At 67.9% G+C, this 13,974-nt stretch carries 10 protein-coding genes and 2 pseudogenes; 6 read left to right on the forward strand and 6 right to left on the reverse strand.

Going from position 1 to position 13,974, the window contains the following annotated elements:
- The 3 genes from AC27KI_RS11785 to AC27KI_RS11795 form a co-directional block, all read left to right on the forward strand.
- A partial coding sequence (locus AC27KI_RS11785) for a mannitol dehydrogenase family protein (RefSeq protein WP_487113947.1) occupies window positions 1-770 on the forward strand: 770 nt, incomplete at its 5' end.
- Window positions 771-817: 47 nt separating this feature from the next.
- Entirely contained in the window at window positions 818-2,362 is a 1,545-nt protein-coding gene (locus AC27KI_RS11790; protein WP_487113949.1) for a UxaA family hydrolase, read from the forward strand.
- Window positions 2,363-2,384: 22 nt separating this feature from the next.
- Window positions 2,385-3,350, forward strand: a complete 966-nt coding sequence (locus AC27KI_RS11795; RefSeq protein WP_487113951.1) for a sugar kinase — start codon at window positions 2,385-2,387, stop codon at window positions 3,348-3,350.
- Between the two features lie 20 nt (window positions 3,351-3,370).
- Here AC27KI_RS11795 and AC27KI_RS11800 read toward each other — a convergent pair whose 3' ends face one another.
- From AC27KI_RS11800 to AC27KI_RS11820, 5 genes and pseudogenes are all read right to left on the reverse strand, one after another.
- Window positions 3,371-4,339, reverse strand: coding sequence for a class I SAM-dependent methyltransferase (locus AC27KI_RS11800; protein WP_317352450.1), 969 nt, complete (start codon window positions 4,337-4,339; stop codon window positions 3,371-3,373).
- 344 nt (window positions 4,340-4,683) lie between these two features.
- Window positions 4,684-5,454, reverse strand: coding sequence for an SDR family NAD(P)-dependent oxidoreductase (locus AC27KI_RS11805; protein ID WP_284429980.1), 771 nt, complete (start codon window positions 5,452-5,454; stop codon window positions 4,684-4,686).
- A gap of 195 nt (window positions 5,455-5,649) precedes the next feature.
- A pseudogene (locus AC27KI_RS11810) lies at window positions 5,650-8,736 on the reverse strand (efflux RND transporter permease subunit).
- A complete protein-coding gene (locus tag AC27KI_RS11815; RefSeq protein WP_487113954.1) occupies window positions 8,729-9,847 on the reverse strand; it encodes an efflux RND transporter periplasmic adaptor subunit in 1,119 nt (372 codons plus the stop codon). Before AC27KI_RS11815 ends, AC27KI_RS11810 begins: the two are co-directional and overlap by 8 nt.
- Before the next feature lie 73 nt (window positions 9,848-9,920).
- Window positions 9,921-10,538 (reverse strand): TetR/AcrR family transcriptional regulator, encoded by a 618-nt coding sequence (locus tag AC27KI_RS11820; RefSeq protein ID WP_317352440.1) that lies wholly within the window; start codon window positions 10,536-10,538, stop codon window positions 9,921-9,923.
- Between the two features lie 88 nt (window positions 10,539-10,626).
- Here AC27KI_RS11820 and AC27KI_RS11825 point away from each other — a divergent pair.
- Both AC27KI_RS11825 and AC27KI_RS11830 read left to right on the forward strand, forming a co-directional pair.
- A pseudogene (locus tag AC27KI_RS11825) lies at window positions 10,627-12,182 on the forward strand (efflux transporter outer membrane subunit).
- Window positions 12,183-12,290: 108 nt separating this feature from the next.
- Window positions 12,291-12,575, forward strand: coding sequence for a DUF4148 domain-containing protein (locus AC27KI_RS11830; protein WP_487113956.1), 285 nt, complete (start codon window positions 12,291-12,293; stop codon window positions 12,573-12,575).
- A 36-nt stretch (window positions 12,576-12,611) separates the two neighbouring features.
- Here the strand turns inward: AC27KI_RS11830 and otnI are convergent, their stop codons facing one another.
- Window positions 12,612-13,409, reverse strand: a complete 798-nt coding sequence (gene otnI / locus AC27KI_RS11835) for a 2-oxo-tetronate isomerase (RefSeq protein WP_317352431.1) — start codon at window positions 13,407-13,409, stop codon at window positions 12,612-12,614.
- Between the two features lie 198 nt (window positions 13,410-13,607).
- Here otnI and AC27KI_RS11840 point away from each other — a divergent pair.
- A partial coding sequence (locus tag AC27KI_RS11840) for a contractile injection system protein, VgrG/Pvc8 family (RefSeq protein ID WP_487113958.1) occupies window positions 13,608-13,974 on the forward strand: 367 nt, incomplete at its 3' end.

A 13,974-nucleotide genomic window follows, 5' to 3' on the forward strand; every position in this document is an offset into this window, starting at 1 on the left:
GCGACGGCCCCGCCGCGCTGCGCCCGGGCAGTGCGCCGCCGCACAGCTTTCCCGCCAAGCTGCTGGTGCTGCTGCACGGCCGCTGGCAGGCCGCGCCGCAGGCGCCGATCACGCTGCTGCCGTGCGAACTGGTCGAGCGCAACGGCGACGTGCTGCGCGATGTGGTCGCGGGCCTGGCGCGCCAATGGGCGCTGCCGGCCGAATGCACCGACTGGCTCACGGCGCACTGCGTGTGGGGCAACTCGCTGGTGGACCGCATCGTGTCCGAGGCCATCGCGCCCGTGGGCGCGGTGGCCGAGCCCTATGCCGTGTGGGTGATCGAACGCCACCCGCGCCTCACGCTGCCGTGCACGCACCCGGCCATCGTGCTCACCGACGACCTGGCGTTCTACGAGCGGCTCAAGCTGCTGCTGCTCAACGCCGGCCACACCTACCTGGCCGAGCGCTGGCAGCAGGAAGGCCGCGCCGCTGGCGAGACCGTGCGCGAGGCCATGGCCGATGCCGCGCTGCGTGCCGGGCTGGAGGCGCTCTGGGCCGAGGAGATCCTGCCCGTGTTCGGCGCCCTGGGCGCGCGCGCGCAGGCCGAGGCCTACCTCGTCGATGTGCGCGAGCGCTTCGAAAACCCGTTCCTGGACCATCGCATCGCCGACATCGCGCAGAACCATGCGCAAAAGAAGCAGCGCCGCTTCGGCCCCCTGGTGGCCCTGGCGGCCGAGCACGCCCCGCACCTGGCCCAGCCACGTCTGAAGGCGGCCCTGGCCGCCGCCTGATCCTTTCATTCCTTGCTTGCCACCGACCCTGCCGCGCAGCCCCGACGATGACCACCGACCTGCAGCCCACCCCGCCCCTGGCCCTCCAGCTGGGCGCCGCCGACAACGTGGCCGTGGCGCGCCAGGCGCTGGAGGCCGGCACGCGCCTGACCATCGGCGGGCACGCCGTGCAGGTCCGGGAGCCCATCGCCTCGGGCCACAAGGTGGCGCTCGTGCCCATCCCGCGCGGCGCGGCCGTGCTCAAGTACGGCCAGGGCATCGGCACGGCCACGGCCGACATCGCGGCCGGCGACCACGTGCACGTGCACAACGTGGGCATGGCGGCATCGAGCCACGGCCACAGCGCGGGCGCGGGCTACTGGCCCACGCCCGCTTCGGGCGCGCAAGGGCTGACCTTCGACGGCTTCGTGCGCGCCGACGGCCGCGTGGCCACGCGCAACTACCTGGGCGTGATCGCCAGCGTGAACTGCTCGGCCACCGTGTGCCGCCACATCGCCGACGCCTTCAAGGGCGAGGCGCTGGCCGCGTACCCGCAGGTGGACGGCGTGGTCGCCATCACCCACGGCAGCGGCTGCGGCATGGGTGGCAATGGCGAGGGGCTGGAACTGCTGCAGCGCACGCTGCGCGGCTACGCCAACCACCCCAACTTCGCGGGTGTGCTGGTCATCGGCCTGGGCTGCGAGGTCAACCAGATCGCGCCGCTGGTGGAGACGCTGACGGCGCGCGCGCCCGGCCTGTTCGCCACGCTCACCATCCAGGACGAGGGCGGCACGCGCGAGACCATCGCGCACGGCAAGGCCATCCTCGGTGACATGCTCGTGCAGGCCAACGCAGCGCGGCGCGAGCCGGTGCCGCTGCGGCACCTGGCGGTGGGCCTGCAGTGCGGTGGATCGGACGGCTACTCGGGCATCAGCGCCAACCCGGCGCTGGGCGCGGCGGTGGACCTGCTGGTGCGCCATGGCGGCACCGCCATCCTGTCGGAGACGCCCGAGATCTACGGCGCCGAGCACCTGCTCACGCACCGCGCCGCCACACCCCAGGTCGCGGCCAAGCTGCTGGAGCGCCTGGCCTGGTGGGAGCGCTACGCGGCGCTGCACGGCGGCGACCTGAACAACAACCCCTCGCCCGGCAACAAGGCCGGTGGCATCACCACCATCCTGGAAAAGTCGCTGGGCGCGGTCGCCAAGGCCGGCTCCAGCGGACTGATGGACGTGGTGGGCTACGCAGAGTCCGTGCGCACGCAGGGCCTGGTCTTCATGGACACGCCCGGCTACGACCCCGTGTCTGCCACCGGCCAGGTGGCCGGCGGCGCCAACCTGATCTGCTTCACCACCGGCCGGGGCTCCACCTACGGCTGCAAGCCCACGCCCTCGCTCAAGCTGGCCACCAACACGCCCATGTTCCAGCGCATGGCGCTCGACATGGACTTCGACTGCGGCGGCATCGTGGAGGGGCGCCAGAGCATCGCCGAGGCCGGCGAGGCGCTGTTTCGCCTCATGATCGCCACGGCTTCGGGCCAGCGCAGCAAGAGCGAGGACAACGGCCTGGGCGACAACGAATTCCTGCCCTGGCAGCTCGGGGCCGTGATGTGACGACGGACCGATGACCCACTCAATGGACGACGCCCTGATGCAACCCGACTCCCTTGCGCTCGATGCTCTGACCGTGGGCGAGCCCATGGCGCTTTTCATGGCCACCGCCCCGGGCGAGCTGCACGCCGTGGCCGACTACCGCCGCGCGGCGGCCGGCGCCGAGCTGAACGTGGCCACCGGCCTGGCGCGGCTGGGGCTGCGCACCGGCTACATCACGCGGCTGGGTGCGGATTCGTTCGGCCGCTTCCTGCGGGGCGAGATGGAGCGCGAGGGCATCGACCGGCGCCACGTCGCCACCGATGCCGCGCACCCCACGGGATTCATGCTCAAAACCCGCGCCGAGGACGGCAGCGACCCGCAGATCGAATATTTCCGCAAGGGCTCGGCCGCGAGCCACCTGGGCCTGGCCGATGCGCCGCAAGGCGCGTTCCCGGCGCGCCATCTGCACCTGACCGGGATCACGCCGGCGCTGTCGCCCAGCACGCGCGAGCTGGTCTTCCACCTCGCGCGGCAGGCGCGCGCGGCGGGCGCCACGATCTCGTTCGACCCCAACCTGCGGCCCCGGCTGTGGCCCTCGCCTGGCGCCATGGCCGAATGCATCAATGCCCTGGCGGCGCTGTGCGACACCGTGCTGCCAGGCCTGAGCGAAGGCCGCACCCTCACAGGGCGCGATACCCCCGGGGCCTTGGCTGACTTCTACCTCGCCCAGGGCGCGCGGCAGGTGGTTGTCAAGCTCGGGCCGGAAGGCGCCTTCTACGCCCAGCAGGGCGGTGCGCGGGGCACCGCGCCCGGGTGCCCGGTGGCTCGCGTGGTGGACACGGTCGGCGCTGGTGACGGCTTCGCGGTGGGCGTGGTCAGCGGCCTGCTCGAAGGGCTGGACCTGGCCCGCGCCGCGGCGCGCGGCAACGCCATCGGCGCGCGGGTGGTGCAGTTCCCGGGCGACTCGGACGGGTTGCCCACACGGCGGGAACTGGGCGACGGGGTCTGAGGCCTGCGCCTCGGGGACGGTCAGTGGCCTTTCATCGACAACTTGCAAAGGCGTATGGCCGAACGGGGATAGCCATTGCGAAGGCTCCAGGGACTGATGTGCCGGAGCACATGCGCTTTCAACTCGGCCAGTGCCGAGGGGGAGGGCGGCGACAGTGGGCTGGCCTGCCGCGCCTGGAACCCCGGCCGAGCGTACATGCGCAGGTTGCCTTCGTAGATGCCGTGGGGTTCCCGCACCGTGCGGTGCACGCCGAACCCGTTGCGTTGCAGCAAGGCCGTGAGGGTGGCCTCGCAAAAGTAGCTGCGGTGCGATACGTGAACCTGTTGCAGGCCGAGTCCGCGCCATGGCGCTCGGATGTCGGGCACCTCGATGACCAGCCATCCCTCGGGATCGATCAGCGCCGCTGCCCGCTGCAGCGCCTTCCCCGGATCCTCCAGATGCTCCAGGACATGGAACAGGGTGATCAGCCGGGGCCGGAAAGGCAGCACCGTTCCTTCGTCCAGGCCCCGGTCGAGGACATGCCCACCCAGTCCGAGCGTGTGCACGGCATGCTCGCGCTGCGGTCCCCCGGGCTCCAGTCCCAGATATTGCCCACAGCCATGGCCGCGGCAGGCATCGAGGAAAAAGCCCAGGCCTGCGCCGATGTCCAGCACCGAGTCGATCGGACCGATCACCGCGCTGATCTCGCTGTGCCGATAGCCGGCGATCATCCGGTAGTTCCACAGGCTGTGGGCGTCGGGCGGCTGCTTCATCAGGCGGGGATAGAAATGGGCATAGAACCGGTCCTGCGCCTCGCCCTGCAGCCCGCGCGCCAGATACACCAGGCCACAAGCGCGGCAGCTCGACAGGTTCACTGTCAGAAAGTAACGGTCACGGCGCCATATCAGATGGGGATCGTGCCCGCCGCAGGCAGGGCAGGGCAGTTCCACCAGTTGCTGGTTGAGACGCTGCAGATCGGCAATCAGTGCAAAGGGCTGGGTGGCTGGCATCGCATTCCGTGCGCCATGGACATTCGAAATCCGTTCGGAAGATTGCCTGGAAGGGGCAGCCTCGGTGAACGGTGCAAAACGCGGGCATCAGCGGGCGGGCTCCGCTGCCCCATTGCCTGCGGCCCATTCCTCGGCTTGCCAGCCGATTCCTGCACCTCCAAAGGACGGTGGAGTCACATTGGACGAACCGGTACTGTGCCTTGGCGGGACCGCGGTCACGATCGGCGAATGTATAGCAATATTGCGGGGTGGATACGGCGGCGCAGGCCATTTTTATGCAGGGTCTTCAGCCGCAGGTGTCCGTGCGTGACCGGCCGTTGCGGCCGCATGCCACGGACTCGCGGTCACTGTTCCGTGTAGTGGTAGGTCAGCCCGCCATCCACCGAATGGGTGCCGCCGGTGATGTAGCCCGCGTCCTCGCTCGCCAGGAACGCGACCAGCCCTGCCACGTCCTCCGGCACACCCAGCCGGCCCATGGGGATCTGCGCTTGCAGCGCCTTGAGCTTGGCCGGGTCGTTCAGCAGTTTTTCGTTGATGGGCGTGGCGATCGCGCCCGGCGCCACGTTATTGATGCGGATGGACAGCGGCGCCAGTTCGCTCGCCAGATTGCGCGCCAGCATGCGCAGCGCACCCTTGCTGGCGCAGTACGAGGCGAAGTGGGGGAACGCGATCTCTTCGTGCACCGAGCTGATGTTCACCACGGCGCCTCCGCGCTGCAGCGCGCGGCGGTGGCGAACGAAAGCCTGGGTGGCGAAGAACAGGCCCTTCACGTTGGTGTCCATCACCAGGTCGTAGTCTTCTTCGGTCACGTCCCAGAAATCGGCATGGCGCTCCACGCCGGCGTTGTTGACCAGGATGTCCAGGCCGCCCAGCGCCTCGACCGCGCGCTCGACCAGCGCGGTGGCCGCGCTGGCGGTGCCGATGTCGGCCGGCACGTAGACCGCGCGGCGGCCCAGTGCCTGGATCTGTTCGATGAGTTCGCGCGGACCGCCATCGGGCTTGCGGCCATTGAGCACGACGTCGGCGCCCTCGCGGGCGAAGCGCAGCGCGATCGCGGCACCGATGCCCTGGGTGCTGCCGGTGACGAGGGCGGTTTTCTGGGAAAGGCGTGGCATGGGAATGGTCGGTGGGAGTGAAGGACAGGCCGGCGGGCGAGGCGCCGGGCGATGTGCCATTTCATCCTCGTTGGGCCGCCCGCTGTGTCAGCCAATGGCGCAAGGCCCGGAGCGCGGCGGCTTTTCCCGCGCCGGCCGGCGCTCAGGGGCGCCCGAGTCGTCCCGCACCCCGGGACAACCACGGCGCATGCGGGTTCACGCGGCCATGGCGGTCCCCGGCTTTGGCCCCGCAGGCTGGATTCCGAACCAGATCGAATACATGGCGGGCAGGAAGACCAGTGTCAGCACCGTCCCCGCCAAGGTGCCGCCGATCAGGGTGTACGCCAGCGTTCCCCAGAAAACCGAATGCGTGAGCGGAATGAACGCCAGGACGGCCGCCAAAGCGGTCAGGATGACCGGGCGGGCCCGCTGCACGGTGGCCTCCACGACGGCGTGGAACGGGTCGAGTCCCTACTGTTCGTTGTGCTGGATCTGCCCGATCAGAATCAGGGTGTTGCGCATCAGGATCCCCGACAGTGCGATCAGCCCGACGAGCGCGTTGATGCCGAACGGTTGTTGGAACACCAGGAGCATGGGCACGACGCCGATCAGGCCCAGCGGGCTGGTCAGGAACACCATCACCATCGCGGACATCGAGCGTACCTGCAGGATGATGATCATCAGGGTCACGGCGATCATGATCGGGAACAGGGGAATCATCGCCGCCATCGCTTTGCCGGACTCCTCGATGGCGCCTGCTTCATCGATGCGGTAGCCCGCTGGCAATGCATCCTTGATCGGCTGCAATTTCCGGGAGATCGCTGTGGACACGTCCGGTGGCTGCAGGTCCTCCGCAATGTCGCCCCGTACCGTGATGGTCGGCATGCGGTCGCGGCGCCGCAGGATCGGTTCTTCCATGCGGATCTCGAACTCGCCCAATTGCGAGAGCGGAATTCGCTGGCCCGTCACCGTCGTGAGCGTGAAGTCCGCAACCTTTGCCGGGTCCAGACGGTTCGCGCCAGCGGACCGGGCCGTGATCTGGACCGTGCGGATGTCTTCGCGCACCGATGTCACGGGCACGCCGCTGAGCAGGAACTGCAATTGCTGGGCAACCCCGGCCGATGTCAGGCCGACGGCCTGCAGGCGGTCTTGCTGCAGCTTGAAGTGCAGTGCCGGGGTGCGAACGCCCCAGTCCACGTTCACCGTGCGCATCATCGGATCCGACTGCATCGTCTCTTGCATTTGCGATGCGATCACGCGCAGCTTTGCGGGGTCGGGTCCCGAAACGCGGTAGGCCACCGGAAAAGGCGAGTAGGGGCCGAACACCAACTGCGTGACGCGAACCCTGGCCTCGGGGGCGAGCCCCTGGGCAATCGCATCGCGCAGGCGCGCCTTGAGGGCTTCGCGCTCATCCTGGTTGTCGGTGCGCACCACGATCTTCGCGAACGACGGGTCCGGCAGTTCCGGCGAGATGGCCAGGAAGAAACGGGGCGCGCCCTGGCCGACGTAGGCGGTGACGATTTTCGACTCGGGCTGTTTTGACAGCCACGTTTCCACTTTTTCCGTGGCCACGCTGGTCTGATCAATTGACGTGCCATACGGCATCTGGATTTCCACCAGCACTTCGGGGCGGTCCGATGTCGGGAAGAACTGCTTTTTCACGACGCCCATGCCCAGTACGGCCAGCACCATCGCCAGTACGACGGCGGCCACCACGAGCCACTTGCGCGCGATGACGCTTTCCAGCGTGCGGCGAAAGCGGGCGTAGCGCGGCGTGTCGTACATCGCAGCGTGGCCACCTTCGATTTTCTTCAGGTCTGGCAGCATCTTCACGCCCAGGTAGGGCGTGAACACCACCGCGACCACCCAGGAGACGATCAGCGCGATGCCCACGATCCAGAACATGTTGCTGGTGTATTCGCCCGCGGTAGAGCGCGCGAAGCCGTTGGGCATGAAACCCACGGCGGTGACCAGCGTTCCCGAGAGCATCGGCGCTGCGGTGTGGCTCCATGCGTAGGCGGAAGCGGCCGTGCGGCTGAAGCCTTCCTCCATCTTCACCACCATCATCTCGATCGCAATGATGGCGTCGTCCACCAGCAGGCCCAGTGCGAGGATGAGCGAGCCGAGCGTGATGCGGTCGAAGTTCTTGCCGGTGGCCGCCATGATCACGAACACCGCGGCCAGCGTGAGGGGCACGGCGGCGGCCACCACCACGCCCACGCGCCAGCCCATGCTGACGAAGCAGACCACCATCACAACCACGAGGGCCGCGAAGAACTTGACCATGAATTCATCCACCGAGGCACTGATGTTCACGGATTGATCGGTGACCTTGGACAGGGCCATGCCCAACGGCATGCCGGCGTTGATCGCTGTCACCTCGGTGTCCAGCGCCTTGCCCAGGTCGAGGCCGTTCCAGCCATCGCGCATGACCACGCCGATCAGCAATGCCGGTTCTCCGCCGTTGCGGATCAGAAAGGTCGAGGGGTCTTCGTAGCCACGCTTGACGGTGGCAATGTCCGAGAGCACCACCGTGCGGCCCTGCGCGGCGATCGGTGTGTTGCGGATTTTCTGCAGTTCGTCCAGCGCGCCATCGATGCGGATGAAGACCTGCGGGCCCTTCGTTTCGATGGAGCCCGCGGGAGTCAGCGCGTTCTGGTTGTTCAACGCGGTGAATATCTCCTGCGGTCCGATGCCCAGCGTTGCCAGCCGCTCGTGTGAGAACTCGACATAGATGCGCTCGGATTGCTCGCCAATGATGTTGATTTTCTTGACCCCTGGCACGTGCAGCAGGCGCTGCCGCAGCGCTTCCGCATCGCGGGCCAGTACCCGCTGCGGCTCGCCCTGCGCCTTGAGGGCATACAAGGCGAACGTGACGTCGGCGTATTCGTCGTTCACCATCGGGCCGATCACGCCGCCCGGGAGGTTGCGGGCCTCGTCGCCGAGTTTCTTGCGCGCCTGGTAGAACTCTTCCTGCACCGTGGACGGCGGGGTCGAGTCCTGTAGCGTGAGGGTGGTGAACGCCAGTCCTGGCCGGGTGAATGTTTCGGTGCGGTCGTACCAGCGCAGTTCCTGCAACCGCTTTTCGAGCTTTTCAGCCACCTGATCCTGCATTTCCTGCGCTGTTGCGCCAGGCCATGCCGTGACGATGGTCATCACCTTGACGGTGAAGGCGGGGTCCTCGGCGCGGCCCAGTTTCAGGAAAGAGACCACGCCCGCCAGCGAGATCAGGAGGATCAGGAAGAGCGTGATGGAGCGCTCGCGGACCGCCAGCGCGGAAAGGTTGAAGCGTCCCTCACTCACGGCCGGCTCCCGCAGGCGCCAGCGTCTTCACCGGCACTGCGTCTGCCAAGCGGACGGAGGCCCCTTCGCGCAGCAGGTGGGCCCCAAGCGCCACGATCGTGTCGCCTGCCTTGAGCGAGCCCGTGACATAGGCGTGGTCGTCCTCGATGCTGGCGATCGAGACGGGCCGGCGAGACACCTGCGTGCCCTGGACCTGCCACACGGCAGCGCCCTGGCCCTCGTCCACGATGGCGCCCAGGGGGACCCGCAAGGCAGGGGCTCCAGGGCGGGCGCCGCCCGGAAGGCGCACCGTGACGGTGGTTCCGAGGGGCGCCTGTGCCAGCGGGCCTTCGAGCACATAGCGTGCCTCGAAGGTGCGGGTCACGCGGTCGGCCGAATCGGACAGCTGGCGCAGCCGGGCTTGCACCGGCGTGCCTTCGCTGCCGAACAGCGTTGCCTGCGCGTTGGAGCCCACGGTGGGCCGAAGCGTTTCGGGCACGTGGATGACCGCCTCCCGCTTGCCGGAGCGCGCGATGCGTACCACCGTCTGGCCCGCACCCACCACCTGGCCGGGCTCGGCCAGCGTTTCCATCACCACACCATCGGCATCGGCGACCAGCTCGGCATACCGCGTGGTGTTGCCCGCGACCTCCGCCTGCGCCTGTGCGGCCTTGAGCTGGGCCTTTGCTGAGTCGGCCGCCGCCTTGACCTGGTCATACGCCGACGCGGAGATGGCGCCGGTGCCGCGCAGATCGCGGTACCGCGCCTCTTCGTCGCTCGCCTGCTCGGCGCGGGCCTTGGCCGCCGCAACCGATTCCTGCTGGGCGTTTGCTGCAAGCCGCAGGTCGATGGGGTCCATGCGCAGCAGCAATTGGCCTCGCTTGACGGTCTGCCCTGCGTCCACCAGCCGCTCCAGCACCTTGCCCGGAACGCGAAAACCCAGATCGCTCTGGACGCGGGCGGCCACTGTGCCCGTGAAAGCCCGCAGGCTCGCGTTGCCGGGGGCAACCACAGCGGTGCGCACCAAAGGGGGCTCGGTCCGGGGATCAGGGGGTTGGTTTTTGCCGCAGGCGACAAGGGCAAGCGGCAGCGCAAAGAGCGCGGCAAGGGGCAGGGAGCAGTGCCGAGGCATGGGAGTCCTGAAAAACAATCAGGACTCGATTTTGTGATTTGTGACCATTAATGTCAATGGTCACAAGTTCGGTTCAAGGCGAAAGGCTGCGCAGCACCAGGTTGGCCAGTTGGCTCGAAGCGCGCTCCGCGTGGTGAAGGCTGTGTTGCAGCAGCCAGGGATTCAGGTACGGCCGCATGACGAGGAAGATGGCGTCGCCGGCCTCGTCCAACGGTGTCTTGCGCTCGAAATCGCCCGACTTGCGCCCCGCCTCGAGGATCTCGTTGAGGAGCTGCCGTATGCGTTTTTCATACGCGGCCGCAGACTGCCAGCCTTCCGTGGCCGCCGACGCGGCGATCTCATAAAGCTTGCTGTCCTGGGACAGCAGCTTCAGCGTGGACTGCACGATCGCCTTGAACATGCGCCGCAGCTGTTCGGGAGGGTGGCCTCCCTCCTCCACCGCCTGTCGGATCTCGGCCTCGATTTCCGCCAGGCAGTGGGTGCAGATCATCTCGCCGATGACCTGCTTCGATTCGAAGAATTTATAGACGTAGGCCTTGGAGAAGCCGATGGCCTTTGCCAGGTCGGACACGGTGGTTTTTTCGTAGCCATAGCGGCTGAAGTGCTCTTTGGCGGCGGTGGCGATCTGTGCCCGCACGTCGTGATCGGCGGGGCCGCGCGTGGGCATCGGTGAAGCGGTAGGGGTACTCATGGGTCTGAGCTTAACGCCCTGCCAAAAATATCACAACGAGTGACTAATAACGTATATAGTCACAACATCCAAGCCACGGTATTTCCCCATGTTTCGCACTCGCCATGCCCTGATGACCCTCGTCGCCACGCTGTCCGCCGGATGTGCGGTCGGCCCGGATTACGTACGGCCGGTGCCGGCCATGCCCGGCGCATACCAAGGCGACTCTGGCCAGGCCCGGCAAAGCCCGGGAACCGCCCTTGCGGATGCCGACCTTGCCGCATGGTGGCCGGCCTTCGGTGATCCGCAGCTCACCCATTTCGTCACGCTGGCCCTGGAGCAAAACGGGGAGCTTGCCCAGGCGTCCGCCCGTGTATTGCAGGCCAGGGCAGGGCTGCAGGCCGCCGGGGCCGCATTGGCACCGGCAGTGGGTGTTGCGGCACAGGCATCGAGGGCTTACCAGTCAGTGGAAACCCCGCTGGGGCAGGTGCTGAATTCGTCCCCCGGCTTCGATCGTTACGGCAGCGCGTATGAGGCCAATCTCTCCGCCGGTTGGGAGCTGGACTTTTTCGGGGGGCTCGAGCGCGGGATCCAGGCGGCCCGGGCGACTTCGAAGGGTCGCAAGCGGGAGCGGCCGCGGTGCGGCTGGCGGTGGCTGCGCAGATCGCCGACACCTACATCATGGTGCGTGGCCTGCAGGCGCGCATCGAGATTGCGCAACGGCAGGTCAAGACACAGCAGGGGCTGCTCTCCATGATCCAGTTGCGGTTCGACAAAGGCCTGGCGTCGGAGTTGCAACTGCGCCAGGCCGAAGGGGCGCTCGCGCGGGTGAAGGCCTCGATCCCCGTATGGCAGGCAGCCCTGGAGGCCGCGATGAACGCAATGGACGTGATGCTGGGCACCCATCCGGGCACCCACCGCGCCGCGTTGTCCGTCCCCCGCCCCGTGCCGGCACTGCCGCAGATCGGATCCGGCGGTGCGCCGGGCGACTTGCTGCGCCGCCGTCCGGACCTGATCGCCGCCGAGCGGCGGCTGGCCGCCAGCAGCGCACGCATCGGTGTTGCCGTGGCCGAGTATTACCCGAAGGTCTCGCTCAGCGGCCTGCTGGGCAGCGCCACCGCCATTTCCAGCGGCAACCTCTTCACCGGTGGGGCGGCTCAGGCCGGCGCCACCGTGGGCCTGCGCTGGCGGCTCTTCGACTTCGGCCGCATTGACGCCCAGATCCGGTACGCCGAGGCACAGGAGGCCGAGGCACTGGCAGGCTATCGCCACGCCGTGCTGCGCGCAACCGAGGAGGTGGAAAACGCGCTGTCCTCGTTCCAGCGCCGACGGGAACAGGCCGACCTGTTGGCTGCGGGTGCCGACGCGCTCACGCGGGCGCGGGATGCTTCTGCGGCCGCTTTCGACAAGGGCGTCGTCAGCCTGATCGAAGTCCTGCAGGCCGACGAGGCGCTGCTCGGCGTGCTCGATGGGCAGGTCCAGGCGCAAACGGAATCCGCGCGATCGGCCATTGCCATCTTCAAGGCGCTGGGCGGCGGGTGGGTGCCGGAGAAAGCGCCGCCGGCCGTCCTTTCCGGCCTTTCGCCCGTTCCAGCCGATCGGCCCTTTCGCTTCGCCGATGCGGCGCCACCCGTTGCGTCAGCGGCGGGCACAGAGCGGCGCTGAGCCGTTTGCGTGCCCGTGCCTTGGAAGGCTTTGTTCTTTCCCTCCCTCACCACAGCAGCTCCCATGCCGAACACGAAATCCAACCCACCCCGTCGTCTCGCCCGCCCAATGCTGGCCGCTTTCGGGGCCGCCGCCCTGGCCGCATCGCTCGCCCTGCCTGCGCAAGCCCAGACCCCCCCGGGCGAAGCCCAGGAAAAGGACAGCCGCCTCACACGCGCAGAGGTGGTTGCCGACCTCGCGCTGTGGCGGCGTGCGGGCGTGGACCGTTACGACGTGCTGGCGCACTCCTATGGCCTGGAGAAAGAGGCGTACCGCGCCGCATACCAGGAATACCTGCGCTTGCGCAACAGCGACCAGTTCCAGCTGGAAGTGCAGAAGGCTTTGAATAAGTGATCGGGGCGGCTCGTGGCCGGCGGGCCCGGGTCCGTTTCATCGGGATTGATGCAACCAGCCCAGCCCGGCGGTGGTCCCCCCCGGTCCCAGGCCGCGCGCGGGCCGGTATTCGCAGCCGATCCAGCCCGGGTAGCCCAGTTCGTCCAGCAACTGGAACAGGTAGGGGTAGTGGACCTCGCCCACATCCGGCTCGTGCCGCTCGGGCACGCCCGCGATCTGGATGTGGCCTACCCGGCCCGTGGGCACGTACTGGCGGATCTGGGTGGCCAGGTCGCCTTCGACGATCTGGCAGTGGTACAGGTCCATCTGCACCTGAACGTTCGGCGCGCCGATCTCGGCCAGCAGCGCATGGGCCTCGTCCTGGCGGTTCAAAAAGTAGCCGGGCATGTCCCGTCCGTTGATGGGTTCGATGAGGATCTGCAGCCCGTGCGGCGCGGCCATCGCGGCCGCCACGCGCAGATTGGCCACATAGGTGGCGCGCACCTCGCCCCGCGTGCGGCCGGCCGGCAGCAGTCCCGCCATCACGTGGATGCGCGGCGACTGCAGCGCTTGCGCGTAATCGATCGCCTGCACCATGCCGGCGCGGAACTCCGCCTCGCGCCCCGGCAGGCAGGCCGTGCCGCGCTCGCCCGCGTCCCACTGGCCCGGTGGCGCGTTGAACAGCACCTGTTCGAGGCCATGGGCCTGCAGGCGCGCCGCCAGTTCGGCGGGCGGGTGGGCGTAGGGAAAGAGAAATTCAACCGCACGAAAGCCATCGCGTGCGGCCGCGGCGAAGCGGTCGAGGAAATCGAACTCCGGGTAGAGCAGGGACAGGTTGGCGGCAAAGCGGGGCATGTGAACAGGCTTTCTGGCGCGGGCGATGTGGGTGAGTGTCTTTGATGGCCGGGCCGTAGCGAGGAGCGCGATGACGCTGAATGGTGTAATCCACCCAGGCGCAGCCGGTCTACTGCGTTGTCGATGAATTGTCATATTGGAAAGCCATCATGGCCGCTTCCACCACAGCGATACAGCCCCGTTTCGGGCCTGCCCACGATGACACGCCGCGTCACGATCCAAACGCCATTGGGAGAACAGCTGCAGTTTCGCCGCTTGCAGGGCAAGGAATCCTTGAGCGAGCTGTTTGTATTGGATGTGGATCTGCTGAGCGAGAGCAAGTCCCTCGACCCCAAGGCGTTGCTGGGCAAGCACGCCACGGTGGAGGTGGAGACCGAAGGCGGCGGCCGGCGCTACCTGGACGGCATCGTCACCCGCTTTGGGCTGCAGGGGCAGGACCACCGCTTCTACACCTACAAGGCCCGCCTGAGCCCCTGGCTGTGGCTGGCCACGCGGCAAAGCGACTTCAAGATCTTTCAGAACAAGACTGTCCCCGACATCATCGAGGAGGTGCTCGGCAAAATAC

It is taken from the genome of Acidovorax sp. KPB24-03 (genome assembly GCF_057546605.1).

What these genes read in the sequence shown, in the direction of transcription:
- AC27KI_RS11795 (WP_487113951.1), top strand. Translation starts at nt 2,385, where the DNA reads ATGGACGACGCCCTGATGCAACCCGACTCCCTTGCGCTCGATGCTCTG.
- AC27KI_RS11800 (WP_317352450.1), bottom strand. Translation starts at nt 4,339, where the DNA reads ATGCCAGCCACCCAGCCCTTTGCACTGATTGCCGATCTGCAGCGTCTC.
- AC27KI_RS11790 (WP_487113949.1), top strand. Translation starts at nt 818, where the DNA reads ATGACCACCGACCTGCAGCCCACCCCGCCCCTGGCCCTCCAGCTGGGC.
- otnI (WP_317352431.1), bottom strand. Translation starts at nt 13,409, where the DNA reads ATGCCCCGCTTTGCCGCCAACCTGTCCCTGCTCTACCCGGAGTTCGAT.
- AC27KI_RS11805 (WP_284429980.1), bottom strand. Translation starts at nt 5,454, where the DNA reads ATGCCACGCCTTTCCCAGAAAACCGCCCTCGTCACCGGCAGCACCCAG.
- AC27KI_RS11820 (WP_317352440.1), bottom strand. Translation starts at nt 10,538, where the DNA reads ATGAGTACCCCTACCGCTTCACCGATGCCCACGCGCGGCCCCGCCGAT.
- AC27KI_RS11830 (WP_487113956.1), top strand. Translation starts at nt 12,291, where the DNA reads ATGCTGGCCGCTTTCGGGGCCGCCGCCCTGGCCGCATCGCTCGCCCTG.
- AC27KI_RS11815 (WP_487113954.1), bottom strand. Translation starts at nt 9,847, where the DNA reads ATGCCTCGGCACTGCTCCCTGCCCCTTGCCGCGCTCTTTGCGCTGCCG.